Origin of the sequence: Streptomyces zhihengii, assembly GCF_016919245.1 — a bacterium.
GTDB classification, from domain to species: Bacteria; Actinomycetota; Actinomycetes; order Streptomycetales; family Streptomycetaceae; genus Streptomyces; species Streptomyces zhihengii.
Genome location: NZ_JAFEJA010000001.1, coordinates 6,213,868 through 6,238,884, shown reverse-complemented (window position 1 = coordinate 6,238,884; position 25,017 = coordinate 6,213,868). Strand labels below are relative to the sequence as shown.

22 protein-coding genes, 1 tRNA gene and 1 pseudogene are annotated in these 25,017 nt (G+C 74.2%); 10 read left to right on the top strand and 14 right to left on the bottom strand.

Annotated features, from left to right (window positions below; all coding sequences use genetic code 11):
- Positions 1–10: 10 nt before the first annotated feature.
- The 3 genes from JE024_RS26480 to JE024_RS26470 all read right to left on the bottom strand — a co-directional run bounded on the left by JE024_RS26480 (position 11) and on the right by JE024_RS26470 (position 4,055).
- Complete coding sequence (locus tag JE024_RS26480) at positions 11–589, bottom strand: TerD family protein (RefSeq protein ID WP_104789925.1); 579 nt, start codon at positions 587–589, stop codon at positions 11–13.
- Between the two features lie 134 nt (positions 590–723).
- A complete protein-coding gene (gene uvrB / locus JE024_RS26475) occupies positions 724–2,850 on the bottom strand; it encodes an excinuclease ABC subunit UvrB (RefSeq protein ID WP_205375983.1) in 2,127 nt (708 codons plus the stop codon).
- A gap of 332 nt (positions 2,851–3,182) precedes the next feature.
- Complete coding sequence (locus tag JE024_RS26470) at positions 3,183–4,055, bottom strand: MHYT domain-containing protein (protein WP_205375982.1); 873 nt, start codon at positions 4,053–4,055, stop codon at positions 3,183–3,185.
- A 349-nt stretch (positions 4,056–4,404) separates the two neighbouring features.
- Between JE024_RS26470 and JE024_RS26465 the strand changes: the two genes are divergently transcribed.
- The 5 genes from JE024_RS26465 to JE024_RS26445 all read left to right on the top strand — a co-directional run bounded on the left by JE024_RS26465 (position 4,405) and on the right by JE024_RS26445 (position 9,407).
- Positions 4,405–5,292, top strand: coding sequence for a glycerophosphodiester phosphodiesterase (locus JE024_RS26465; protein WP_372449843.1), 888 nt, complete (start codon positions 4,405–4,407; stop codon positions 5,290–5,292).
- 136 nt (positions 5,293–5,428) lie between these two features.
- Entirely contained in the window at positions 5,429–5,959 is a 531-nt protein-coding gene (locus JE024_RS26460; RefSeq protein ID WP_205375981.1) for a methylated-DNA--[protein]-cysteine S-methyltransferase, read from the top strand.
- Between the two features lie 208 nt (positions 5,960–6,167).
- A complete protein-coding gene (locus JE024_RS26455) occupies positions 6,168–7,412 on the top strand; it encodes an MFS transporter (protein WP_205376740.1) in 1,245 nt (414 codons plus the stop codon).
- A gap of 130 nt (positions 7,413–7,542) precedes the next feature.
- A complete protein-coding gene (locus JE024_RS26450) occupies positions 7,543–8,466 on the top strand; it encodes a pseudouridine-5'-phosphate glycosidase (protein ID WP_205375980.1) in 924 nt (307 codons plus the stop codon).
- Positions 8,463–9,407, top strand: a complete 945-nt coding sequence (locus tag JE024_RS26445; RefSeq protein ID WP_205375979.1) for a carbohydrate kinase family protein — start codon at positions 8,463–8,465, stop codon at positions 9,405–9,407. The genes JE024_RS26450 and JE024_RS26445 overlap by 4 nt, the downstream gene beginning before the upstream one ends.
- Positions 9,408–9,524: 117 nt before the next feature.
- Here the strand turns inward: JE024_RS26445 and JE024_RS26440 are convergent, their stop codons facing one another.
- Both JE024_RS26440 and JE024_RS26435 read right to left on the bottom strand, forming a co-directional pair.
- Positions 9,525–10,163, bottom strand: coding sequence for a nucleoside/nucleotide kinase family protein (locus JE024_RS26440; protein ID WP_205375978.1), 639 nt, complete (start codon positions 10,161–10,163; stop codon positions 9,525–9,527).
- A gap of 138 nt (positions 10,164–10,301) precedes the next feature.
- Positions 10,302–10,970 (bottom strand): winged helix-turn-helix transcriptional regulator, encoded by a 669-nt coding sequence (locus tag JE024_RS26435; protein WP_205375977.1) that lies wholly within the window; start codon positions 10,968–10,970, stop codon positions 10,302–10,304.
- A gap of 69 nt (positions 10,971–11,039) precedes the next feature.
- On the opposite strand from JE024_RS26435, the gene JE024_RS26430 reads away from it, so the two are divergent.
- Positions 11,040–12,251 carry a pyridoxal phosphate-dependent aminotransferase gene (locus tag JE024_RS26430; RefSeq protein ID WP_205376739.1) on the top strand — a complete coding sequence of 404 codons (1,212 nt, stop codon included), beginning with the start codon at positions 11,040–11,042 and terminating at the stop codon, positions 12,249–12,251.
- A 285-nt stretch (positions 12,252–12,536) separates the two neighbouring features.
- On the opposite strand, the gene JE024_RS26425 is transcribed toward JE024_RS26430, so the two are convergent.
- A tRNA-Phe gene (locus tag JE024_RS26425) sits at positions 12,537–12,623 on the bottom strand.
- A gap of 31 nt (positions 12,624–12,654) precedes the next feature.
- A complete protein-coding gene (locus tag JE024_RS26420) occupies positions 12,655–13,386 on the bottom strand; it encodes a DUF7873 family protein (RefSeq protein ID WP_205375976.1) in 732 nt (243 codons plus the stop codon).
- 62 nt (positions 13,387–13,448) lie between these two features.
- Here JE024_RS26420 and kilB point away from each other — a divergent pair, with 62 nt between their 5' ends.
- Positions 13,449–13,907, top strand: a complete 459-nt coding sequence (gene kilB / locus JE024_RS26415; protein ID WP_205375975.1) for a plasmid transfer protein KilB — start codon at positions 13,449–13,451, stop codon at positions 13,905–13,907.
- A gap of 11 nt (positions 13,908–13,918) precedes the next feature.
- Here the strand turns inward: kilB and JE024_RS26410 are convergent, their stop codons facing one another.
- A complete protein-coding gene (locus JE024_RS26410) occupies positions 13,919–14,899 on the bottom strand; it encodes a D-2-hydroxyacid dehydrogenase family protein (RefSeq protein ID WP_205375974.1) in 981 nt (326 codons plus the stop codon).
- A 35-nt stretch (positions 14,900–14,934) separates the two neighbouring features.
- On the opposite strand from JE024_RS26410, the pseudogene JE024_RS26405 reads away from it, so the two are divergent.
- A pseudogene (locus JE024_RS26405) lies at positions 14,935–15,682 on the top strand (DUF2293 domain-containing protein).
- Between the two features lie 490 nt (positions 15,683–16,172).
- Here JE024_RS26405 and JE024_RS26400 read toward each other — a convergent pair.
- Positions 16,173–16,901, bottom strand: coding sequence for a chaplin (locus tag JE024_RS26400; protein WP_205375973.1), 729 nt, complete (start codon positions 16,899–16,901; stop codon positions 16,173–16,175).
- A 363-nt stretch (positions 16,902–17,264) separates the two neighbouring features.
- On the opposite strand from JE024_RS26400, the gene JE024_RS26395 reads away from it, so the two are divergent.
- Positions 17,265–17,768: a DUF3574 domain-containing protein gene (locus JE024_RS26395; RefSeq protein ID WP_372449842.1), complete on the top strand. Its 504-nt coding sequence runs from the start codon at positions 17,265–17,267 to the stop codon at positions 17,766–17,768.
- A gap of 153 nt (positions 17,769–17,921) precedes the next feature.
- On the opposite strand, the gene JE024_RS26390 is transcribed toward JE024_RS26395, so the two are convergent.
- The 3 genes from JE024_RS26390 to JE024_RS26380 form a co-directional block, all read right to left on the bottom strand.
- Positions 17,922–19,190 (bottom strand): SWIM zinc finger family protein, encoded by a 1,269-nt coding sequence (locus JE024_RS26390; RefSeq protein WP_205375972.1) that lies wholly within the window; start codon positions 19,188–19,190, stop codon positions 17,922–17,924.
- On the bottom strand, positions 19,187–22,057 hold the full coding sequence (locus JE024_RS26385) for an SCO1167/SCO6262 family helicase (RefSeq protein WP_205375971.1): 2,871 nt from the start codon (positions 22,055–22,057) through the stop codon (positions 19,187–19,189). The genes JE024_RS26390 and JE024_RS26385 overlap by 4 nt, the downstream gene beginning before the upstream one ends.
- A gap of 194 nt (positions 22,058–22,251) precedes the next feature.
- Positions 22,252–23,307 carry a slipin family protein gene (locus JE024_RS26380; RefSeq protein ID WP_244883081.1) on the bottom strand — a complete coding sequence of 352 codons (1,056 nt, stop codon included), beginning with the start codon at positions 23,305–23,307 and terminating at the stop codon, positions 22,252–22,254.
- Between the two features lie 209 nt (positions 23,308–23,516).
- Here JE024_RS26380 and JE024_RS26375 point away from each other — a divergent pair, with 209 nt between their 5' ends.
- Positions 23,517–23,774 carry a DUF6343 family protein gene (locus JE024_RS26375; protein ID WP_205375970.1) on the top strand — a complete coding sequence of 86 codons (258 nt, stop codon included), beginning with the start codon at positions 23,517–23,519 and terminating at the stop codon, positions 23,772–23,774.
- Positions 23,775–23,854: 80 nt separating this feature from the next.
- Here JE024_RS26375 and JE024_RS26370 read toward each other — a convergent pair whose 3' ends face one another.
- Together JE024_RS26370 and coaE are read right to left on the bottom strand one after the other, a co-directional pair.
- Entirely contained in the window at positions 23,855–24,220 is a 366-nt protein-coding gene (locus JE024_RS26370; protein WP_205375969.1) for a tetratricopeptide repeat protein, read from the bottom strand.
- 110 nt (positions 24,221–24,330) lie between these two features.
- A complete protein-coding gene (coaE, locus tag JE024_RS26365) occupies positions 24,331–24,933 on the bottom strand; it encodes a dephospho-CoA kinase (RefSeq protein ID WP_205375968.1) in 603 nt (200 codons plus the stop codon).
- Positions 24,934–25,017: the final 84 nt, after the last annotated feature.

The following is a 25,017-nucleotide window of genomic DNA, read 5'->3' as shown; positions in this document are numbered from 1 at the left end:
CGGGCGGGTCCTACAGGTGCGGCAGGATCGCCGGCATCAGGTCCTGGAAGGTACGGCCGTTGGCCGGGTTGCCCAGGGCGGTCATCTGCCAGCCGCTGCCGGCCCGGTGCACCTTGGCCATGATCTGCGCCGTGTACTGGCCGCCGCCGTCGAGCGTGTAGCGGGCCAGCTCCTGGCCGTTGGTCTCGTCGACGATGCGGCAGAAGGCGTTCTGCACCTCCTGGAACGTCTGGCCGGTGAAGGAGTTCACCGTGAAGACGATCTGGTCGATGTGGACCGGGACCCGCTGGAGGTCCACGAGGATCGCCTCGTCGTCGCCGCCGGAACCGGCGCCGCCCACGAGGTTGTCACCGGTGTGCTTGACCGAACCGTCGTCGCTGACGAGGTGGCGGAAGAAGACCACGTCCACCGGCTGCTTGTCGGCGAAGAGCACGGCCGACGCGTCCAGGTCGATCTCGCGGGTCCGGGAGCCGAACAGACCGCGGCGAGGAGCGGCCTGCCAGCCGAGCCCCATCCGCACAGCCGTGAGGGTGCCCCCGTCGCTCTTCTGCAGGCTGATCGCCTGCCCCTTGGTCATGTTGACCGTCACGCGCTGTCCCCTTCTTCGAAATTCCTCAACCGCTCTTTCGCACGGTTGAGCTGCACCCTACGCAGTGATTGGTGCCGTGCAGCACCGGGCGCCCGATTTTGTGTCGGTCTTGCAACACAGGCGCCCGGTGTGCATCACGCGAGCCCCGCCTCCCTCATCTGGCGCAGCTCCTTCTTCAACTCGCCCACCTCGTCGCGCAGTCGCGCGGCGACCTCGAACTGGAGCTCCGCGGCGGCCGCCCGCATGCGGTCGGTCATCTCCTCGATGATGCCCGCGAGTTCGGCCGCGGGGCGGTCGGTGAGGCCGCCGTCCTTCTTCCCGGGACCGCCCGCTCCGCCGAGCGAGGGCACCGGGGTCCGCGCTCCCTTGCCGGGCTTCTCCGCCTTCGCCTGCCGGTAGCCGGTGCCGAGCAGTTCCTCGGTGTCGATCTCCTCACGCGCGATGGTCGCGACGATGTCGTTGATCTTCTTGCGCAGCGGCTGCGGGTCGATGCCCTTCTCGGTGTTGTACGCGATCTGCTTCTCGCGGCGGCGGTTGGTCTCCTCGATGGCCTTCTCCATCGCCGGGGTGATCTTGTCCGCGTACATGTGGACCTGGCCGGAGACGTTGCGGGCCGCGCGGCCGATGGTCTGGATGAGGGAGGTACCCGACCGCAGGAAGCCCTCCTTGTCGGCGTCGAGGATGGCCACCAGGGACACCTCCGGCAGGTCCAGCCCCTCCCGGAGGAGGTTGATGCCCACGAGCACGTCGTACTCGCCGGCCCGCAGCTCGCGCAGCAGCTCGATCCTGCGCAGGGTGTCGACGTCGCTGTGGAGGTAGCGGACCTGGATGCCCAGTTCGAGGAAGTAGTCGGTGAGGTCCTCGGCCATCTTCTTGGTGAGGGTGGTCACCAGGACCCGCTCGTCCCGGTCGGTGCGCAGCCGGATCTCGTGGACGAGGTCGTCGATCTGGCCCTCGGTGGGCTTGACCACGACCTCCGGGTCGACCAGGCCGGTGGGGCGGATGATCTGCTCCACGAACCCGTCGCCGCGCGACAGCTCGTAGGTGCCGGGGGTGGCGGACAGATACACGGTCTGGCCGATCCGCTTCTGGAACTCCTCCCACTTCAGCGGGCGGTTGTCCAGCGCGGAGGGCAGCCGGAAGCCGTGGTCGACCAGGGTCCGCTTGCGGGAGGCGTCGCCCTCGTACATCGCGCCGATCTGGGGCACGGTGACATGGGACTCGTCGATGACGAGCAGGAAGTCCTCGGGGAAGTAGTCGAGGAGGGTGTTCGGCGGGGAGCCTGGCTCACGGCCGTCGAAGTGCATCGAGTAGTTCTCGATGCCGGAGCAGGAGCCGATCTGGCGCATCATCTCGATGTCGTAGGTGGTGCGCATGCGCAGCCGCTGGGACTCCAGCAGCTTGCCCTGCTTGTCCAGCTCGGCCAGGCGCTGCTCCAGCTCCGTCTCGATGTCGTTGACCGCGCGCTCCATGCGCTCGGGGCCGGCGACGTAGTGGCTGGCGGGGAAGACGTAGAGCGAGCTGTCCTCGCTGATGATCTCGCCCGTGAGGGGGTGGAGCGTGGACAGCGCCTCGATCTCGTCGCCGAACATCTCGATCCGGACGGCGAGCTCCTCGTAGACCGGGAAGATCTCGATGGTGTCGCCGCGGACCCGGAAGGTGCCCCGCTGGAAGGCCATGTCGTTGCGGGTGTACTGGATGTCGACGAAGCGGCGGAGGAGCTGGTCGCGGTCGATCTCGTCGCCGACCTTGAGCTGGACCATGCGGTCCACGTACTCCTGCGGGGTGCCGAGGCCGTAGATGCAGGAGACGGAGGCGACCACGATCACGTCGCGCCGGGTGAGCAGCGAGTTGGTCGCCGAGTGGCGCAGCCGCTCGACCTCCTCGTTGATCGAGGAGTCCTTCTCGATGTAGGTGTCCGACTGCGGGACGTACGCCTCGGGCTGGTAGTAGTCGTAGTACGAGACGAAGTACTCGACCGCGTTGTTCGGGAGGAGCTCGCGGAACTCGTTGGCGAGCTGGGCGGCGAGGGTCTTGTTGGGCGCCATCACCAAGGTCGGGCGCTGGAGCTTCTCGATCATCCACGCGGTGGTCGCGGACTTGCCCGTGCCCGTGGCGCCGAGGAGGACGACATCCTTCTCGCCCGCGCGCACGCGGCGCTCCAGGTCGGCGATGGCCGTCGGCTGGTCGCCGCTGGGCTGGTAGGGGCTGACGACCTCGAAGGGCGCCACCGAACGTTCGATCTTGGAAACGGGCCGCATGGATCCCACCGTACGACCCGCCACCGACAACCGGGACGCGCCGACCGCGGCGGCCCCCCGAAACCGCAGGTCGGAGGCGTGTCAGGCCGGGCGGGTCCGCCGGTGGCCGCGGCTGACGGGCCGCGGGAGGGGCCGTCCTGCCGGGCGGCGGGGGCGGCTCAGCGGCCGTGCCGACGGGGTGGCGGGAGCGGACGTGCCGCTTGGCGGCTCGCCGCCGTGCCGACGGGTGGCCGGGGGTTCACCGCCGTTGCCGACGGGGCCTGAGGTTCGGCCGCCGTGCCGACGGGTGGCCGGGGCGGGTCAGCGGCCGTTGCCGACGGGGCCCGGGCGGGTCAGCGGCCGTCGCGCTCCGCGAGGCCGCGCCGGCGGCCGGGCTCCGCCGCCCAGGCCGCGGTCCGCCGGGGCGGCGCGGTCGCCCGCTGGGCGGGGATGCCCGGGCGCCGGCGTTCGTCGGCCGCGCCGCGCTCCGGCTCGCCGAGCACCAGCAGCGGGTCGAACATCACCACGGCGGCGGCCAGCAGCAGGAAGACCAGCGGCCCGATGAGCACGGGGGCGAGCAGGGTGGCCGGAGACTCCCCCGGGTCCGGCACCCCGGCCGTCGGGTGGAGATGGACGCTGACGGCGGCCATCCCCACGTAGTGCATGCCGCTCACGGCGATGCCCATGACCAGGCTCGCGAGGAGACTCGCCGAGAACCGGTGGACGGAGACGGCCGCCCACAGGGCGGCGGTCGCCGCGACGACCGCGATGACGACGGACAGCGCGACCGTGAGGGTGTCGTACTCGATCGTCCCCCGCAGCCGCATTCCGGCCATTCCCAGGTAGTGCATCGACGCGATGCCGAGGCCCATCAGCGTGCCGCCGGTGACCAGGGCCATCACGGTGGCCCCCCGGTACCCGACGATGAAGACCCCCACCCCCACCATGACGACGGCCACCGCCAGCGAGGCGAACGTCACGGTGCGGTCGTAGCCGATCGGCGCCTCGGCGACGGTGAAGCCCATCATCGCGATGAAGTGCATGGTCCAGATGCCGGAGCCGATCGCGGCACTGCCGAGGGCGAGCCAGCCGGGCCGGGAACGGCCGCCGTTGCGCACGGATCTGGTGGTGCAGCGCAGACCGAGCGCACCCCCGAGACAAGCCATGAGATAGGCCGCCACGGGCGTGACGAGGCCGTAGCCGAATCCGTCCACCGTGCCCTGCATCGCGTACCTTCCGCCCCGTGTGAGTCCCGGTGTCCCCTGGTCAAGCCGGTCCCGCCGCCCTCGGTCATCCGGCCCGGGGCCGGCTCCCCGCGGGTGCGGGGGTCTGGGGCACCGATGATTTCACGCCATTCCGGTGCCGCCTGATGGAACGTCCGTTTCCCGGCGAGCGTACGGGCCGCGGCGGTCCCTGCAAACGGCGGGGGAGCCATTTGTCGACACGGGAGACCGGTGATGACCGGCTGCGGGCGACCGTGTTCACGTTGTGGCCATATTTCTCCTGTCCCGCGTTCTCCGAGCGCTGCGAGCGTCGGCCCGTCCGCGCATCACCGCCACGACATGAGGAGTTTCTGTGCACCTTCGCCCGCGCCCCGCCGCCGCCCTGGCCGCCACCGCCGTCGGAGTCACCGCGCTGCTCGTGCCGGGTCCGGCGTGGGCCGGCCCGCACCAGGCCGCCGGGCACCGCGACGCGCCCCTGGTGATCGCGCACCGCGGCGCCTCCGGCTACGCGCCCGAGAACACCCTGGCCGCCGTCGACACGGCCGACGCGATGGGGTTCGCCTGGGTGGAGAACGACGTGCAGCGCACCAGCGACGGCGAACTCGTCGTCGTCCACGACGACTCGCTGGCCCGCACCACCGACGTGGAGCAGCGCTTCCCCGACCGCGCGCCCTGGAAGGTCAGGGACTTCACCGCCGCGGAGATCGCCACGCTCGACGCCGGGAGCTGGTTCGGCGAGCGCTGGGCCGGCGCCCGGGTGCCCACGCTCCAGCAGTACCTGCGGCGGGTCGACGCCAACGGCCAGAAGCTGCTGCTGGAGATCAAGAAGCCGGAGCTCTACCCGGGCATCGAGCGGGACACCCTGCGGGTCCTGGGCGAGGAGGGCTGGCTGGACCGGCGGCACGTCCGCAGCCGCCTGGTCGTCCAGAGCTTCGGCGCCGACAGCGTCAGGGCCGTCCACGAGCAGCGGCCGGACGTGACCACCGGCTTCCTCGGCACCCCGGCCGTGGCCGACCTCCCCGCCTACGCGGCCTTCACCGACCAGATCAACCCGACGCACACCTCGCTCACCGCGGAGTACGTCGCGGCCGTCCAGGCGCTCAAGGGGGCCCACGGCAAGCCGCTGCGGGTCAACACCTGGACCGTGAACGACGCGGCCGGCACGGCCCGGGTGGCCGGCTTCGGCGTCGACGGGATCATCACCAACAACCCGGACGTGGTGCGGGACGCCATCGGCTGACGCCGGCGGGGCGGGGGCGGCCGACGGGGCCGGCCGACGGGGCGGGGGGCCTCGGTGACGGGCCGGGACCGGGAGTCGGTGACGGGCCGGGAACCGGGCGGGCCTCGTTGTCGGTGCCGGGTCCTACGGTGGGCGCATGAACACCTTCGAGTGGGGCGTGGTCGACACGGACATCGGTCCGCTGCTGCTCGCCGCGAGCGGGCGGGGTCTGGTGACGGTGGCCTTCCACGCCCGGCCCGCCGTCCGCGACCGCACGCTGGCGCGGCTGGCCGAGCGGCTCGGCGCGGAGCCGGTCGCGGAGACCGGTGTGCGCCTGGCCGAGCCGATACGCCAGCTCCGCGCGTACTTCGGGGGCGGGCTGCGGGAGTTCGACCTGCCGCTGGACTGGTCGCTGAGCGGCGGGTTCAACCGCGAGGTGCTGCGGAAACTGCTCGCCGGTGTGCCCTACGGGACGGTCGTCGGGTACGGGGATCTGGCGGCCCGGGTGGGGCAGCCCGGTGCCGCACAGGCCGTCGGGGCGGCGATGGGCTCCAATCCGATACCCGTGGTGGTGCCGTGCCACCGGGTGGTGGAGACGGACGGCGGGCTCGGCGGTTTCGGCGGGGGCCTGGAGACCAAGCGCCGGCTGCTCGCCCTGGAGGGCGTGCTGCCGGAGCCGCTGTTCTGACCGAGGGCCTGTCCGCCGGGAGCCCGCCCCTGCCCGGACGAGCGCGACCGGAGCGGGGAGCGCGCCCGGGCGGGGCTGCCACACTGCCCCGGTGACGACCCTCCAGCCGGGCACGCCCGACGGCCCGGACACCCCCGGCATATCCGACACCACGCAGGACACGCAGGAAGCGCAGGACACCGCGCCCGGCGCCGCGCCGGGCGCCCTCGTGCCCGGCACCGCGCCCGGCGTCTCCGGACTCCCCGCGCTGCGGCGCCGGGTGAACGCGGTGCTCATCGCCAGTCAGATCCTCGGCGGCCTCGGGGTCGCCACCGGCGTCGCGCTCGCCACGGTGCTCGCACAGGAGATCAGCGGCACCGAGGCGCTGGCGGGTCTCGCGCCGACCGCGAGCGTCGCGGGCACCGCCCTGCTCTCGGTGCCGCTGGCCGCCCTGATGACCGCCAGGGGGCGGCGTCCGGGGCTGGTGCTCGCCTACGCCGTCGGCGCGCTCGGGGCGGGCGTGGTCGTGGTCGCCGCCGTGGCCGGCAGCTTCCCGCTGCTCCTCCTCGGCATGGCGGGCTTCGGGGCGGCGTCCTCCGCCAATCTCCAGGCCCGGTTCGCCGCCGCGGACCTGGCCGAGCCCGAGCACCGGGCACGGGCGATCTCCCTGGTCGTCTGGGCGACCACGATCGGCGCGGTCCTCGGCCCGAACATCGCCGCGCCCGCCGGGCACAGCGTGTCCGGGCTGGGCATACCGGCGGCGGCCGGGCCGTTCCTGTGGGCGGCGGGCGTCTTCCTGGCGGCCGCCGTGCTGGTCCTCGTCCTGCTGCGGCCGGATCCCCTGCTGACCGCCCGCGCCCTCTCCCCGGAGGACCGCTCCCCCGAGGGACGTTCGCTGCGGGCGGCGGTCCGCGCGGTACGCGACTCCCCCATGGCCCGGCTGGCACTGGTGACCGTCGCCGTCTCGCACACGTCGATGGTCTCGATCATGTCGATGACCCCCGTCGCCCTCGGTCACCACGGCGCCGGGATCGAGCTGATCGGCCTGGTGATCAGCGGCCACATCGCGGGCATGTACGCCTTCGCCCCGCTGATGGGCAGGCTCGCGGACCGGCTCGGCCGGCTGTCGGTCATCGGACTGGCGGCCGGGCTGATCGCCGTCGCGGCACTGCTGGCCGGTACGGCCGGCGCGAGCCACGGGCGCACGGCGACCGGCCTGTTCCTGCTGGGCCTCGGCTGGTCGGCCGGACTGGTGGCCGGCTCGGCCCTGCTCACCGACTCCGTGCCGCAGCCGGTCCGCGCGGCGGTCCAGGGCCTGTCGGACCTCACCATGAACACGGCGGCGGGGATCGGCGGCGCTGCGGCGGGCCTGGTGGTGGCGCAGGCCGGCTACCCGTGGCTGAACGCGCTCGGCGCCGCGCTGCTGCTGCCGATGGCGGCCCTGACCGTCCGCCGGGCCCTGAACCGCGCCTGATCCGGACCCGCCCCGCGGGCGGGCGGCGGTGACCGGAGACGTCACACGCCCCGTGTCGCCGCGGGCCGCCGACGGACGCCCGGAGCACGCCGGTGTTTGCGGCTCCCGCCACCGCGCCAGGGATGAGGACATGCCGAACAGTGCCGTGGAAGTGTCCGCAGAGGTACGCAGCGCCCTCGACTCCGGCGCCCCGGTGGTGGCCCTGGAGTCGACGATCATCGCGCACGGGTTGCCGCGCCCGCGCAATCTCGCCGTCGCCCGCGAACTGGAGGACCTGGTACGGGAGCAGGGCGCCGTGCCCGCCACCGTCGCCGTCCTCGACGGGCGGCTGTGTGTGGGCCTCGACAAGGAGGGGCTGGAACGGATCGCCGGCGACCCCGCGATCCGGAAGCTGGGGCACCGCGACCTCGCGCCCGCGCTCGCTACGGGCGCCAGCGGGGCGACCACCGTGTCCGGGACCGCGCTCGCCGCGGAGAAGGCGGGCATCCGGGTCTTCGCCACCGGCGGTCTCGGCGGCGTCCACCGGGGCTGGACGGAGACCCAGGACGAGTCCGCCGATCTGCGTCTGCTCGCGGAGTGCGGTGTCGCCGTGGTCTGCGCGGGCGTCAAGTCCATCCTCGACGTACCGGCCACGCTCCAGCGTCTGGAGACGCTCGGCGTGGGGGTCGTCGGCTACGGGACCGCCCACTTCCCCGGCTTCTACCTGTCCTCGTCGGGCGAGCCGGTGGACTGGAGCGTGGACACGCCCGAGGAGGTCGCCGCCGTGATGCGCGCGCAGGACCGGCTCGGTCCGCCGTGCACCTCGCTGGTGGTGGCCAACCCCGTGCCCGAGGCGGAGCAGCTCGAACCGGCCCTGCACGACCGGGTGCTGGCCCGCGCCCTCCAGGAGGCGGAGCACGAGGGCGTCACCGGCCAGGCCGTCACCCCCTTCCTCCTCGAACGCCTCACCCGGTACACGGAGGGGGCCTCGCTGGAGGCCAACCTGGCGGCCGTGCGCGGGAACGTGACGCTGGCGGCGCGGGTGGCGGCGGCGTACGCGGCGGCCCGGGCATGACGTCCTGGACCAGGAAGGCGCACCGGGCGCCGTGGCCGCACGACGCCCGCGGTCAGGAGCCGCCCGGGCTGCTCGTCGTCGGCGACGTGGTCACGGACGTGGTGGCCCGCCACTCGGCACCGCTCGCCCGGGGCACCGACACCGACGCCGACATCCGGATCGTGCCGGGCGGCGCGGGGGCCAACGTCTGCTGCTGGGCCGCCGACCGGGGCTGCGGCGACGTCCGGATCCTGGCCCGGGTGGGCGAGGACGACGTGGCCTGGCACGCGGAGCGGCTGCGGGCGGCGGGGGTCCGGCCGATGCTGGTGACCGACGCCGAGCTGCGGACCGCCACGGTCATCGCGCTCGTCGACACCTCGGCCGAGCGCACGTTCCTCACGGACAGCGGAGCGGTGCTGCGGCTGGCACCGGAGGACTGGTCGCCGGAACTGCTGGACGGGGTGGGGCATCTCCATCTGTCCGGCTACCTGTTCTTCGCCGACTCCAGCAGGGAGGTCGCCCGGCTGGCGATGGACGCGGCGCGGGCGCGGGGTGTGCCGGTGAGCGTGGATCCCGCGTCCGCGGGCTTCATCACCGCCCAGGGCGTGGACAGGACGCTGTCGGCCCTCGACGGCGTGGACATCCTCCTCCCGAACGCGGACGAGGCGCGGCTGCTCACCGGCGCCGAGGATCCGGCGGACGCGGCGGCCGAGCTCAGCCGGCTGGCGCCGCTCACCGTGGTCACCCTCGGCGCCGAGGGGGCCGTGATCGCGGAGTCGGGCCGGGTCACGGCGCGGGTCCCGGCGCTCCCGGCCGAGCCGGTGGACTCGACGGGCGCCGGGGACGCGTTCACCGGCGCGTTCCTCGCGGCGCGCCTCTGCGGGGCGGACGCGCCGGCCGCCGCGGAGGCGGGCTGCCGGGCGGGCGCCCAGGCGGTCACCCTCGTCGGCGGCCGCCCCTGACACGGGCAGACCGGACCGGGACCGGTCCGCACGACGCATCCAGCGGCCGGCCGTGCGCCGCGGTCCTGGGCGTCCGGGCCCTTGCGCGGGGGCGGGCGGCGCCGCACCCGGGGCCGGTCAGGGCAGGCCGCTCCAGGCCGGACGGCGCGGGTCGTCGGCGCGGACGACGACGTCCGCCGCGCGGCCGGGCGCCACCTCGTCCTCGTAGCGGGCGAAGGCCGGCAGCGTCCAGCGGTCCGCCTCCGCGGTCCGGCGTTCCAGCGCTCCCGGGGAGAGCCGCAGATGCACCGTCAGGTCGAACGGGAACCAGTGGCCCAGCAGGAACGGGCCGTGCAGCAACAGCACTCCCCCGTGGGGCAGTTCGACGTGCGGTGAGCGGGTGGCCCGGTCGGTGGCGGGATCCCAGAGGTCGGGCAGCACCCGCCCGTTCCCGCCCGCGTCCAGTGGCCCCAGGACCTCCCGCCACAGCGCGCCGGTGTCGAACCAGCCGCTGAGATACGTGTCGGGGTCCTCGCGGCCGTACTCGTACCGGAGCGAGGCCGGCCGCAGGAAGCCGCCGGTGCCCACCACGAGGACGCCGTGTCCGCGCAGCCGCAGCTCGTCGGCGACGCGGGACGCCAGTTCGTCCGGGCGTGCGGCGGGCGCGCCGTCGACGCCGATGCGCAGCCACGGGCTGCCGTCGGCGGCCGGTGACGCGAGCACGTGCTCGGCGAGGTGTCCGGCCAGCAGTTCCCAGGTGATCGGTTCGACGCGCACCCGCCCATCATGACGCGGGAGCGGCCGGACCCTGTGACGCGGGGGCGGCCGGACCCGGCGGGCCGGGCCCCGGCGCGGTGCGGCCCCCGGTGCGGTCGGGCCGGGCCATGGCACCGGAGCCGGCGGCCCCCGGTGCGGTCAGGGCCCTCCGTCCGGCAGGCCGACGAGCGCCGCGTCCCCCTCCACGGTGATCCGCCCGGCGCGCACCGCTTCCGCCGGCGTGATCTCCCCGCCGGCCAGTGCGGTGCAGGTCTCCGTGGCGAGGGTCAGGACGGCGGCAGGGGCGTCGGCGGGGCCGTCGCCGTACGACGGCGGGGCGTCCGCGGACAGGCGCAGATGGAACACGCCCTCGTCGATGCGGACCTCGACCGTCCCGCTGCGGCCCGCGGCGGTCGCGCCGAGGACGCCCAGCAGGGGGATCGCGAACCAGTGCGCGCGCACCGCGTCCGTGGCGCGGCGCTCGGCGAGTGCGGGCGCCCCCCAGACGGCGAGGGCGTCGAGGACCGGCAGCAGGGCCCGGCCGCGTTCGGTGAGTTCGTAGACGTGGGCGGCGGCGGGCGGCGGCAGGCGGTGGCGCTCGGCGAGGCCGGTCAGCTCCATGTCCTTCAGGCGCGACGCCAGGACGTCGGTGCTGACGCCCGGGAGGTCCGCGTGGAGGTCGGTGTAGCGGCGGGGACCGGCCAGCAGCTCCCTGACGACGAGCAGCGTCCACCGGTCGCCGACGGCGTCGAGTGCGCGGGCCGCGGCGCAGTACTGGTCGTAGCTCCGGCGGCGGGTCTCACGTGGCATGCGACGCAGTGTAGACATGTTGTTGGACTTTCCAAGCTCATGCTTGGTAAAACCAAGTACGACATTCAGTCCTGGGGAGGCCACGGCATGGAGTTCCGGCAGTCGAGCAAACTCAGCGAGGTCTGCTACGAGATCCGCGGTCCGGTGATCGAGCACGCCAACGCGCTGGAGGAGGCGGGTCACAGCGTCCTGCGGCTCAACACGGGCAACCCCGCGCTCTTCGGCTTCGAGGCGCCGGAGGAGATCGTCCAGGACATGATCCGGATGCTGCCGCAGGCGCACGGCTACACGGACTCGCGCGGCATCCTGTCCGCCCGCCGCGCCGTGGCGCAGCGCTACCAGGCGATGGGCCTGACCGGTGTCGACGTCGACGACGTCTTCCTGGGCAACGGCGTCTCCGAACTCGTCTCGATGGCCGTCCAGGCGCTGCTGGAGGACGGCGACGAAGTGCTGATCCCCGCGCCCGACTTCCCGCTCTGGACGGCCGTGACCACGCTCGCCGGCGGCAAGGCGGTGCACTACCTGTGCGACGAGGAGTCGGACTGGTACCCGGATCTGGCCGACATGGCCTCGAAGATCACCGACCGGACCCGCGCCGTCGTGATCATCAACCCGAACAACCCCACGGGCGCGGTCTACCCGCGCGAGATCGTCGAGGGCATCCTCGACCTCGCCCGCCGGCACGGCCTGATGGTGTTCGCCGACGAGATCTACGACCAGATCGTCTACGACGACGCGGTCCACTATCCGGCCGCCTCCCTCGCGCCCGACCTCGTCGTGCTGACCTTCGGCGGCCTGTCCAAGACGTACCGGGTCGCCGGCTTCCGCTCCGGCTGGCTGGTCGTCAGCGGTCCGCGCGGGCACGCCCGCAACTACATCGAGGGCCTCACCATGCTGGCCTCGATGCGGCTGTGCGCCAACGCGCCCGCGCAGTACGCCATCCAGGCCGCGCTGGGCGGCCGCCAGTCGATCGGGGAACTGGTCGCCCCCGGCGGCAGGCTGTACGAGCAGCGGGAACGGGCCTGGCAGAAGCTCAACGAGATCCCCGGCGTCTCCTGCGTCAAGCCGAAGGGAGCGCTGTACGCCTTCCCGCGGCTCGACCCGAAGGTGCACCCGATCCACGACGACGAGAAGTTCGTCCTGGACCTGCTGCTCCGGGAGAAGATCCAGGTCGTGCAGGGCACGGGCTTCAACTGGCCCCGGACCGACCACTTCCGGATCCTCACCCTGCCGTACGCCGACGATCTGGACGCGGCCATCAGCCGCATCGGCCGGTTCCTCGCGGGCTACCGCCAGTAGCGCGGAAACGGAGCGGGCCCGGGGGTGTAGCCGACCCCCGAGCCCTGTGATGCCGCCCATTCGGCACGCCGGCACGCTTGAGGACCCGGGTCAGCATGATGTCGTCGCGTCCTGCCTTTGGACCACCGCGCATCGAGCTGCGCGGGCCGGACTTGAACCGGCAATTCGACGTCCGGAGCCCAGGTCCGGTCGATCCGGCGATCGGCGGCGAATGCTGAGTCTGGAGCAATAGTCTGAGATTGAACGCGGTCTGCCTCTGCCTGACTTGGGCCACCCCGGCACGAGTGCCGGGGGGAGGATTCGAACCTCCACCACCACCGCGTGATCACGACGAACTTCAGTTTCAGCTTTGCGCTCCTCGCGCACCCCGGCCCGCGCACAGGCGGACCGGGGAGTCATGGGGCTATCCGAAGAGATAGCCGAACACGGCGTCACCCACCCGCTGGTCGGTGACCTCGGCGCCGTTGGCCTCCTCGCGGGCGAACTTCACCGCCTGCTGGAGCTTCTCCACCCGCTCCAGCAGTTCGTTGACCCGTCGGGCCGGCAGCGCGCCGGAGAACTTCACCGTCGTCCAGTACCCGACCGGGATGTCCTCGTAGTACACCTCGACCTGCGCCGGGTGCTTCTCGGTGGCCTCGGCCTTGACGTGGTTGCGGGGCACCTTCTTGGTGCGCAGCGTGCGGACCGCGTCCGTCTTCCAGTCGTCGGTGGACGGGTCCTGCGTCCAGGACTCGGACGCGTCGAGCACCGGCAGCTTCCGGACGAAGGTGTTGATGTCGGTGAGCTGCTTCTCCAGGAAGAGCAGATACGACACGGGCACGTCGCCCACCAGCACCCGGCCGTCCACGCTCACGTCCGCGCGGGCCGCGCAGTTGGCCCAGTCCTTGGTGGCGGTCACATCGAAGAGCCTGGTCAGCGTCTTCGCCGTCTCGCGCAGCACGTCCTCGGCCTTCACCTGGACCCGGGTGGACTCGGGCGGCAACTGCTCGCCCTCCTCGTCCTTGGGCTGGTAGGTCCGCGAGATACCGGCGAGCAGCGCGGGCTTCTGGAGCCCGTGGTGGGCCGCCGTCAGGTCCTGGTGCGCCTTGGACTTGACGCCCTTCTCCACTGCGATGATCTGATTGAGTTTCGCCACGACAGGAACGTAGCAAGATTGCTGGGGCCTGATCGAACGATTATCCGCTCTGGAGCAAGCACATGTGGACCACCGTCATCGCGGTCGCGGGCACCCTGCTGGGTTCGGTGGCGACCCACCTGTTCCAGCACCGGACCACCGAACGCACCGCCGCGCTCGCCCGCGAGGAGCAGCTCCGCCAGGAACGGATCACCGCCTACAGCGCCTTCGCCGGCGCGCTGGTGGACTACCGGCGCGGGCAGAACGACCGCTGGCACCGGGCGCAGGAGACACCGGGCAGCGCGGTCGCCGAGGCCGCGCGCATCGACTCCTACCGTCTGCGCTCCGGCGCACACCAGGCGCTCATCCGGGTGCAGTTGGTCTGCGACGATCCGCAGGCGCTGGCGCTGGCCGCCGAGGCGTTCGAGGTCACCAACTGCATGCACGAGGCCCCGGACGAGCCGGAGCGCTCCCGGCGCTCGGAGCAGGCCCGGGAGACGCTCTCGGAGTTCATCGGCGCCGCGGCGCCGGGGGTGCGCTAGCCGGGTGTGCGCTAGCCGGTCGTCCCGGCGGGCGCGGCGAGGACGCGGACGGGGCCGCCCGCCAGATAGGCGGCGATGTCCTCGACGGCCTCGCGGAAGTAGGCCGTGTAGTTGTTCCGGGTCACGTAGCCGAGGTGGGGCAGGCCGAGGAAGCGCGGCACGGTGCGCAGCGGGTCGCCGGCGGGCAGCGGCTCCTCGGCGAAGACATCGGCTCCGGCCCCCGCGATCCACCCCTCGCGCAGGGCCGTGAGGAGTGCGTCCTGGTCGACGATCGCGGCCCGTGAGGTGTTGACCAGATAGGCGCTCGGCCGCATCCTGCGCAGCTCCGGGGCACCGATCAGCCCGCGGGTCCGGTCGCCGAGCTGCAGGTGCACGGAGACGAAGTCGCCCCCCTCCAGCAGCTCTTCGAGGGATCCGGCGCGTACCGCCCCGCAGGCGGCGGCCCGCTCCTCGGTGAGGTTGCGGCTCCACGCGGTGACCTCCATGCCGAACGCCCGGCCGACGGCCGCCACCTGCGCCCCGATCCTGCCGAGCCCCAGCAGGGCGAGGGTGCTGCCCCGCAGGTCGGTGCCGAGCGTGGACTGCCAGGGTCCGCCCTCGCGCAGTGCCGTGCTCTCGGGCACCACCTGGCGGGCGAGCCCGAGGATCAGTGCCCAGGTCAGCTCGGCGGGCGGCGCCGAACCGCTGGACGTGCCGCAGACGGTGACGCCCTGCCCGGTGGCGGCGTCCAGGTCGATCGAGGCGTTGCGCATACCGGAGGTGACGACCAGCCGCAGCCGGGGCAGCCGGGCGAGCAGGGACGCGGTGAGGGGGGTGCGTTCGCGCATCACGACGAGGATCTCGCAGTCCCCGACGGCCTCCACCACCTCGTCCTCCGTGGCCGGATGCCGGCTCAGGGAACGGACGTCGACGGAGGGGGCGAGCGCGGACCAGTCCGCGAGGGAGAGCGCGACGTCCTGGTAGTCGTCGAGCACGGCACAGCGCAGGGTCATGGGAGCCGAGCCTAGACCGTGGGTATCTTCCCGGTATGGGCCTGGTGGTCGTGAGGCCGTCGAGGGGCAGGCACTGCGCCGAGTGCCGCCGGGGGCCGCTGCCGATGCACGCGGTCGAAGCCGGGCTGCCCGTCTGCCTGGACTGCGCCGACCTCGGCCACCTGGTGTTCCTGCCGCGCGGCGACGCCGCGCTCACCCGACGGGCCCGTGAGGCCGGTTCGCTGCACGCGGTCGTCGTCCGCCGCAACCGCCGCCGCCGTCGCTGGGAGCGCCAGGGGCTGCTGGTGGAGGAGCAGGCGCTCGCCGCCGCGGAGGCGGCGTGCCTCGCCGACGCCGAGGCGCGTGCGCGGCGGCGGGCCCGTGACGCGGAGCGGCGGGCGGCGGCGGACGCGCACGTCACCGCCGGTCTGGCCGCCGAGATCCGGCGGCTGTTCCCCGGCCGAACGGGCCGCGGAGATCGCCGCCCACGCCTCGGTGCGCGGCAGCGGGCGGGTGGGGCGTACCGCCGCCGGCCGGTCGCTCGACGAAGGGGCGGTCACGGCCGCGGTGCGGGCGTCGGTGCGCCATCTGGACACCCCGTACGACGCGATGCTCATGGCCGGCGTGGAGCGCCGCGCGGCACGGTCCCGGGTCGCCGCGACGATCGACGCGGTGCTGGCCGCCTGGCGCGCAGGCGCCACCGGCACCCCGGGCACCACCGGCACCTCGGGTCACGCTGCTCGCACCGGCCGCCCGACGGCGGAGTCCCCGGCGGACGACTCCCGCCGGGGGCACTCCGGGTGACCGGCGCGGCGTCGAGCTGCGTGGAGGCCCGGGGGGCGTAGGCCGGGGACTCAGCCGTCGGGACCCGGAGGCCCGGGGGCGTAGGCCGGGGACTCAGCCATCGGGACCCGGAGGCCCGGGGGGCTCAGGCCGGGGACTCCGCCGTCGAGCCGCCTGGCGGTCGGGGCCCGGGGGCTCGGTCGCCGGGCCCTTGGCGGTCGGAGGCCGGGAACTCGGTCGCCGGGCCCTCGGCGGTCGGGGGCTGGGGGCTGGGGGCTGGGGGCGGCAATCAAGCCGCCTGGAGGCCCGAGGGCTGGGGGCCGGGGCGGCCGGAGGCGCGGCCTCCGGGCCGCTTGGCAATCGGGGGCGGCCGGGGCGCGGCCTCCGGGCCGCATGATCGCTGGACCGCTTGGCCGCCGCGGCTGGTCCGCCCGGCCCTCGGGGCGCCCGCGCCCCCTGGCGTGCACCGGCTGCTCCCGTGCCGCCGGCAGCCCCGGCGGCACGGGACCGATCAGGCTCCGAGGCCGCCCTGGGACGGGCGGAAGCGCCGGTAGAGAACCGCGCCGCCGAGCAGCATGGCCGCACCGGCGGGCACGACGAGGCCGAGCGCGCCGGCACCGGTCTGGGCGAGAGACTCGCCCGCGGGCTCCGGCGCCTCGACGACGTCGTCGCCCTGCGGGGCGGGCTTCGCCGGCGGGACGGCCTTCGGGGGCGTGATCGGCAGCGTCTTCGGGGGCTCGCCCGAGTCGTTCACCGAGGTGTTGCCGATGGACGGGTTGCCGATGCCGACGACGTTCACCGAGTTGCCGCTGAGGTTGACCGGGAGGTCGACCGGCAGCTTGACGCCGTTGCCGGAGAGCACGCCCGGGGAACCGGCGCTGTCGCCCTCCGCCGCCGCGCCGCCGCCGTTGTGGGTACCCACGCCGGAGGTCCCGGTGCCGCCGCCCTCCACGGCCTCGTCGGTGTGGCCTGACTGCGCACCGCCGCCCCCGCCCCGCGACACATTGGCGCAGGAGTTGCCCGCGGCGGGGTTGAGCAGGCCGACGACGTTGACGGTGTTGCCACAGACGTTGACCGGGACGTGCACGGGAAGCTGCACCGCGTTGCCGGACAGCACACCGGGCGATCCGGCGGCGGCGCCGCCCGCGTGGGAGTCCGCCTGCGCGTGACCGGTGGCCATCGCCAGCACGCCACCCGTGAGCATCACGGTGGCCAGGCCCTTGCGGTGAACCTGCCTCATGGTTCCCTGCCTTCGCATCTGGTTCGCGGGACACTCGCCCGCACCGGGAATAACGCGGCGGGCACCCATGGGTTCTGCCGCACGAGGCATTCACCCGTCCGTGTGAGCGTGGTGTCGAACGCGCCCGCCGTCGCACCGATCGGGCGGAATCTTCGCTTCCGCCAACTCCGCCCGCAGGGCGCCGATTCGCCCCGCAGGGGCCGGGCGGTCCTCGTCACGCAGGTGGGAGCGGCTTGCGCTCATGCGGGTGGTTTACCCCCGCCCCCGGTGATCCGACCGGCTTGCGGGGCACGGGCGTTGACACAGTGGGGCGCCGGCCGGCACCGGGCCGTTCGGCCGGAACCGAACGAAAGGGATCGATCCGTGCCCTCCCCGAAGCTGTCGCGTCCGCTGCCGCGCTCCGTGAAGCAGCGCACGCTGCTCGCCGGCGTGGGCGCGGCCATCGCCGTCCTGGCCGTGGCCGCACCCACCGCGCAGGCCGGTCTGGGAACCGACCGCACCGTGTCCATCGCCCCCGCCACCACCGCCGTGCGGGGCGAACGCTACGTCGAGACACGGCTCTTCTTCGGGACCGAGCGCCCCGACGGCGGCCCCGACGTGACGGACGCGCAGTTCATGGCCTTCGTCGACCGCCATGTCACCCCCGGCTTCCCGGACGGCCTCACCATCCAGGAGGGCCGCGGGCAGTGGCGGGACTCCCGGGGCGCCATCGAACGGGAGCGGTCCTACGAACTGATCCTGCTCTACCCGGCGTCCGAGGCGTCGCGGCGCTTCCCCGTCATCGAGGCGATCCGGGACGCCTATGTGCGCTCCTACACCCAGGACTCGGTGGCCCGTCTCGACGAGCCGACCCTCGCGGACTTCTGATCCCGGGGCGGACCGGGGCGACCCACCGGGCCGACCCCAGGACCGACCCGGTCGGCTGCCGGGCGGGCCGGGGCGGCTCGCTCCGGGGCGGTCACGGTCGGCTGCCGGGCGGACCGGGGCGGCCGCCGGGCGCCCACGGGCGCCGCACCCCGCTCAGCGGGCCATGAGCGTGGTGAGGGCGCCGACCGGGTCCGCGTCGGGCGAACCCCGGGGCCACCAGTCCTCACGGCCGGTGTCGGACTCGTAGCCGTACCAGAGGCCGTCCCTGCCGAGGCGGAGCTGGAGCGCCGGCGCGGAGAGCTGGTTGCGCCAGGGCCGGAAGGGCGGCAGACCGGCGGCGGCGAGGGCGGGGCGGGCACGGTCGAAGGGGCCGGCCGGCGGGTCCCACGGCTCCTCCAGCACGCGCAGGGCGGCCTCGCCGCCCTGGCGCCAGGCGGCCACGGCCCGGGCCAGATCCGTGGGCGTGCGGTCCGTCGCCGCGGCGAGGTCGCGGTACAGGGCACGGGTGGAGGCGGTCAGTCCCGAGCCCGGGTGCGCGGCGGCCAGGCGGACGGCGTCCTGCCAGGGGGTCAGTCCGGCGACCGGGTCGGTGCCGGTGGTGAGCAGGGCGTGGGCGCGGGCGGCGGCCTCGGTGGCGAGGAGGTCGAGCGCGAAGGGGTCGGGAGCTCCGGGCGCGCCGGGGTAGGCGGGTGGGCGGCCCGGCCGGGCGGGCGGCGGGAACGGCGGGGGCAGCGGCGGCCGGCCGGCCGTACGGACGGCATCGCGTGCGGAGACGCCGGGTGTCGGGGCCGCGGAGGGAGCGCGCTCCGCGACGGACCGGCCCGCGTTGCGGCGGGCGAGGGCCGAGAGGATCTCGCGCTCCCCCCGGCCGCGCATCAGGAACAGGACGAACGGATCCTCGTCGAGGATCGCGGCCGTGCGGTAGCAGAGCGCCGCGGCGTGCTTGCACGGGTAGCCGTCGTCGGGACAGGAGCAGTCCGGGACGAGGTCGCCCGGGGCGGGGAGCAGGTCGGCGGCAGCGGCCAGGGTGTGCGGGACGTCCTTGTCGAGCAGTGCGGCGATGTGGTCGGGGCGGGCCGCCGCGGCGTCGAGGAGTTCCTCCCACTCGTCGTCGCCGAGGGTGCGCATGCGGATCTCGGCGCGGTACGGGCGCGCCCGGCTGCCCTGCACATAGGCCGTGACCCTGCCGGGTGTCACGGTGATCGACGCGACGTTGCCGCGTCCCGCGTAGCCGCGGCCGCGTTCGAGGCGGGCCGGGTCGAGGGCGGTGTCCTCCAGGGCCTCGACCCAGGCGTGGCCCCACCAGGTGGCGGGCGGCAGGTCGCCGGCGAGCTCGGCGGCGGAGAAGGTGCGGCGCAGGTCGTCGTGCGACGGGTGGGCCCGGAGGGCGGAACGGCGGGGCCCGCCGGGGCGGGGCGTCATGACGGCCTCCGGAGGGAGACGAGATCGGCGAGCTCGCGGTCGGTCAGCTCGGTGAGCGCGGCCTCCCCGGAACCGAGCACCGCGTCGGCGAGGGCCCGCTTGGCGGCAAGCATCTCGGCGATGCGGTCCTCGACCGTGCCTTCGGCGACGAGCCGGTGCACCTGTACCGGCTGGGTCTGGCCGATGCGATAGGCACGGTCGGTGGCCTGCTCCTCGACCGCGGGGTTCCACCAGCGGTCGAAGTGGACGACATGACCGGCCCGGGTCAGGTTGAGCCCGGTGCCCGCGGCCTTGAGCGACAGGATGAACACCGGGACCTCGCCGGACTGGAAGCGGTCGACCATGCGCTCCCGTTCGGCGACGGGGGTGCCGCCGTGGAGCAGCTGGCTGGGGACGGCCCGGGAGGACAGGTGGTCGGAGAGCAGGCGGGCCATGGCCACGTACTGGGTGAAGACCAGGACCGATCCGTCCTCGGCGAGGATGGTCTCCAGCAGTTCGTCGAGGAGGGCGAGTTTGCCTGAGCGGCCGGTGAGTCTGGTCGTGCCGGCGCCCGCGGCGAAGCGTGTGCCGTAGCCCTTGCCGTGCTCCTTGAGGAACTGGGCGGGGTGGTTGCAGATCTGCTTGAGGGCGGTGAGGAGCTTCATCACCAGGCCGCGGCGTGCCATCCCCTCCGCCGCCTCGACGGCCGCCATCGTCTCGCGCACCACGGCCTCGTAGAGGGACGCCTGCTCGCGGGTGAGGGGGACCGGGTGGTCGGTCTCCGTCTTCGGGGGCAGCTCCGGGACGATGCCCGGGTCCGACTTCCGGCGCCGCAGCAGGAAGGGGCGGACGAGCCGGGCGAGGCGGTCGGCGGCCTGATCGTCCTCTCCGTTCTCGACGATGCGGGCATGACGTGCGCGGAACGCCTTGAGCGGGCCGAGCAGCCCGGGGGTCGTCCAGTCCAGCAGGGCCCACAGCTCGGAGAGGTTGTTCTCCACGGGGGTGCCGGTGAGGGCGACGCGGGCGGGGGCGGGGATGGTCCGCAGGGCCTTGGCCGTCGCGGAGAACGGGTTCTTCACGTGCTGGGCCTCGTCGGCGACGACCATGCCCCAGCTCTGTGCGGCGAGTTGTTCGGCGCTGGTGCGCAGGGTGCCGTAGGTGGTGAGGACGAAGCCGCCGGCGGTGCCGTCGAGGGAGCGGTCGGCGCCGTGGTAGCGGCGCACGGGGACGCCGGGGGCGAACCGGGTGATCTCCCGCTGCCAGTTGCCGAGGAGGGAGGCCGGGCAGACGACCAGGGTCGGCGCCTGCCGGGCCCGGCGCAGGTGCAGGGCGATCACGGTGACGGTCTTGCCCAGGCCCATGTCGTCGGCGAGGCAGCCGCCGAGGCCGAGCCCGGTCATCATGTCCAGCCATGCCAGGCCGCGGAGCTGGTAGTCGCGCAGGGTGGCCGCGAGCCCTGCGGGAGCCCGCACGGGGGCGGCGCCCGTGGTCAGCCTGTCCCGGAGGGCGGCGAGCGCTCCGGTGGGCACGGCCTCCACCGTCTCGCCGTCCACCTCTGCCGTCCCGGTGAGGGCGACGGCCAGCGCGTCGACGGGTTCGAGCAGGCCCAACTCCCTCTTGCGGGCCTTGCGTACGAGGTCCGGGTCGACGACGACCCACTGGTCGCGCAGGCGCACGATGGGGCGGTGGGACTCGGCGAGGGCGTCCATCTCGCCCTCGGTGAGCGGGTCGCCGGACAGGGCGAGCTGCCAGTCGAACGCCAGCAGGGCGGTGCTGTCGAAGAAGGCGGTGCCGTCGGTCGCGGACCCGGGCGCGGGTCTCACCACCGCGGCGGCGGTGAGCGAGCGGACCAGCTCCCTGGGCCAGTGCACGGCGATTCCCGCCGCGTCGAGGCGGGCCGCGCCGGGGCCCAGCAGCTCGTACAGCTCGTCCTCCGACAGCGGCAGGACGTCGGGGACGTCCTGCTCCAGCAGCCTGTTCAGCGGGGGCCAGACCCGGCCGGCCCTGCGGAGCGCCAGCATGGCGTCGACCCGGGCGCGCGGCCCGAAGTGCTCCTCGCCCTCGCCCGCCCACAGCCGGCCGGCGTCCGTCACCAGGGTCGGATCGGCGAGGCTGTGCACCTGCACCAGCGCGGTGGCGGCGCGGCGGGGCTCCTCGCCGCCGTCCGCGCTGGTGTCGAAGAGGTCGTAGGCGGAGAGGTCGAGGCGCAGCGACACCCGCACCCCCGCGTCCATGCCGGCCGCGGCCTCGGCCGCCCAGGCCCGGGCCCGGGGCAGGTGCTGCGCGGCCTGGGCCGCGAAGGGCTCGCCCGCCGCGTGGGCGGCCGCCGGTGTGCGCGGGAGGCTGTCGGCGACGGCGTCGAAGAGCTGCCGTACGAGCGCCTCCGGCTCGGGCAGCTGGAGCGGAGAGAAGCCGGGCAGGGGGACGGCGTGGGCCTCGGGCGGCATGGCGGCGGCCACCGCCCGCAGGTGCGCGATGTCGTCGGCGTCGAGCGGGCCGGCGCGCCAGGCGTCGTGGTCGCTCGCGGTCAGGCCGGGGAGCAGCCTTCCGCGGGCGGCGAGGTGGAGGGCGTGGAGCACCGCGGCGCCCCAGCAGGCCGCGGCCGGGTGGGCGGCGGGATCCCGGCGGGCCCGGGCGAGGAGGGGGGCGGCTTCGGCGACGGGCAGGGTGCGGGCGGGCACGCTGCGGCTGCGCACTCCGGTGCCGTGCGGCCGCACGACGGTGATCCGGCCGTCGGCGCCGGGGACCTCGCCGCCCTCCGGGTCCCAGAAGGCGATCCGGCCGTCACGCGGCAGCGCGCCGGGGAGGAAGACTGCTGCGCAGCGCCGCAGCGCGGCGCTCGTCGCACCGGCGGGCGGCTCGGTCGGCGACGCGACGTCCGCGGCCATCGGGATCACCCCCTCACAGGATCTGCCGGTGCGGCACCACACCGACTCGACGACCATACGGGCGGGGTCTGACAATGCTTCGGCACACGTCGCTGACCTGGTACTTCACCCGGCCCGGGACACCGCGCCGCGCCGACCCCGCAGGCTGCGGGGCCGGCGCGGGGCGGCACACACGGCGGACGGCCGGGCACGTCTCACGCGGCGGACGGTGCGGAGGGCGGCGCCGCTCCGTCGGGCGGCTGCTCACCGGGCGGCTCGGCCCGGGGCCGGGGCGCCGCCGGGGCGGCCTCCGTACGGTTGTCGGCCATGGCCCGGCGGAACCCCTCGGACAGCGCCTCGGTGAGTCCGCCGGCCAGCCCGGGCGCCGCGACCGGCGGCCCGATCGCCTGCGGGGGCGCGGTGGTTGCCTCCGTCCCGGTCTCCGCGGCGGGCGTGCCCTCCGGTGGCCCGGCACCCGGGGACGCCGGGGGCGCCGGCTGGGCGCCCGCGGGCTGCTGGGCCCGTTCCAGGAACCGCAGCAGTTCCACCGGGAACGGCAGGACGAGGGTGGAGTTCTTCTCGGCCGCGACGGCGACCACGGTCTGCAGCAGCCGCAGTTGCAGGGCGGCGGGCTGGCGGGACATCTCCCCCGCCGCCTCCGCCAGCTTCTTCGACGCCTGGAGCTCCGCGTCGGCGTTGATCACACGGGCGCGCCGCTCACGGTCGGCCTCGGCCTGGCGTGCCATGGAGCGCTTCATCGCCTCGGGCAGCGACACGTCCTTGATCTCCACACGGTCGATCTGCACGCCCCATCCGACCGCGGGACTGTCGATCATCAGCTCCAGTCCCTCGTTGAGCTTCTCGCGGTTGGACAGCAGGTCGTCCAGGTCGCTCTTGCCGATGATCGACCGCAGCGACGTCTGGGCCATCTGCGAGACGGCGAACCGGTAGTCCTCGACCTCCACGAGGGCGTTCGGCGCGTCGATGACGCGGAAGTAGACCACCGCGTCCACGCGCACGGTGACGTTGTCCCGGGTGATGCCCTCCTGGGCGGGCACGGGCATCGTCACGATCTGCATGTTGACTTTGTGCATGCGGTCGATCGCGGGAACGATGAGCGTGAACCCCGGCTCGCGCACCTCCCGGCGCAGCCGCCCGAGGCGGAAGATCACGCCCCTCTCGTACTGCTTGACGACCCGGGCGGCGGCCATCGCGTACACGGCGCACCCGGCCACGGCGGCGCATCCCGCCACCACCAGTTCCTCGACCATGGGAGGCACCCCCTGTCGTCCGACCACGGTTCCCAACGACTGGGTTCACTACTACGGTATGCCCGTTATGCCCCCATCTTGAAGGTTCACGCCTGTACGACCGTCCCGACCCGTGACCACCCGGCCCGCGCCGTGGATCGCGCGGCCCCCGCCACCCCTGCCGCACAGGGGGTGCACGGGTCCATGCTGGAGGGGAAGGGGCGATTGCGATGCGCAGTGGAAACGAACCGGTCAACGCCCGCAGTCCGCTGCGGCTCCGGCTGGGGCTCGGGATCTGGGGGCTCGTCTGGGCCGGAGCGGCGACGGCCGCCTTCGCGCTCACGGACCATCCCGGGTGGGCCGTCCTCTGCGGGGTGATCTTCCTCGTCACGGTCGTGGACATCACCCTGGTGACACGCCACATCCGGCAGGGTCCCCACTACCAGCCGGGCCGCGACGTGCCTCCGTACGAGCCGGACCACCACTGACCCCGACCGTGCGGCGGTGCCGCCCCACGAACCGGACCACCACTGACCCGGCCGTCGGCCGTCCCGGGCCGTGCGGCGGCTCAGTCGGCGTCGAAGCGCGCGGCTCGCAGGTACTCCGGGTTCGGGTCCAGCGCGGCGGCGAGCCGGAAGTGGCGCCTCGCCTGCTCGGGCCTGCCCGAGCGCTCGAAGGTCCGGGCGAGCGCGAAGTGGGCGAAGGCGTTGTCCGGCTCGCGCTCCAGGACGAGTTCGAATTCCAGCTCGGCCGGCCGCAGCTGGGCGGCCGCGAAGAAGGCACGGGCGCGGAGCAGGCGGGCGGCCGTGTGCTCGGGGTGCGCCGCGATGACGGAGTCGAGCAGCTTCACGGCGCCACGCGGGTCCCTCGCGGCCAGCAACTGCTCGGCCGCGCGGTAGTCGATGACGTGCGTCTCCGGAGTGGTGTCGGGCACGCTCGGATCCTTCCCCTCGCTCGCCGCTTTCCAACACCGGCGGGAACGACGGTATTCCGCCGCCGGGGAAGCAGGCAGCGGAGCACGGGACGCCGAGGCGCCCGAGCGCCCTACCGCGCGGCGGCCCGGCGGCTGAGCTCGTCCCAGACCTTGCGGACCTGGGGCTCCAGCTCGCCCAGCGGCCCGTCGTTGTCGATGACGAGGTCGGCGACCGCCCGCCGCTCTTCCCGCGTGGCCTGCGCCGCCATCCGGGCCCGGGCGTCGGATTCGGACATTCCGCGCAGCCGGACCAGCCGGTCGAGCTGCGTCTCCGGGGAGGCGTCGACGACCACGACGACGTCGTAGAGCTCCGCCAGACCGTTCTCCATGAGCAGGGGCACGTCGTGGACGACCACGTCGTCCGGGCCGGCCGCGGCCTCCAGCTCGCGCGAGCGCGCACCGACCAGGGGGTGGACGATCGCGTTCAGCGTCGCGAGGCGCTCGGGGTCGCTGAAGACGACGGAGCCGAGCTTCGGCCGGTCGAGCGCGCCCTGCGGAGTGAGTACCTCCCGGCCGAACGCCTCGACGACGGCCGCCAGGCCGGGCGTACCGGGCTCCACGACCTCGCGCGCGATCCTGTCGGCGTCGACGAGTACGGCGCCGTACGAGACGAACAGCCGGGACACCTCACTCTTCCCGGCACCGATGCCTCCGGTCAGGCCCACGGTCAGCACGGCCGCGCCTCCACTCGTTCGACGATTCCCCGTCCGGCGCGGGGCGACTGCCGGACCGGCGGCCGCGTGTCCGCGCACCGATCC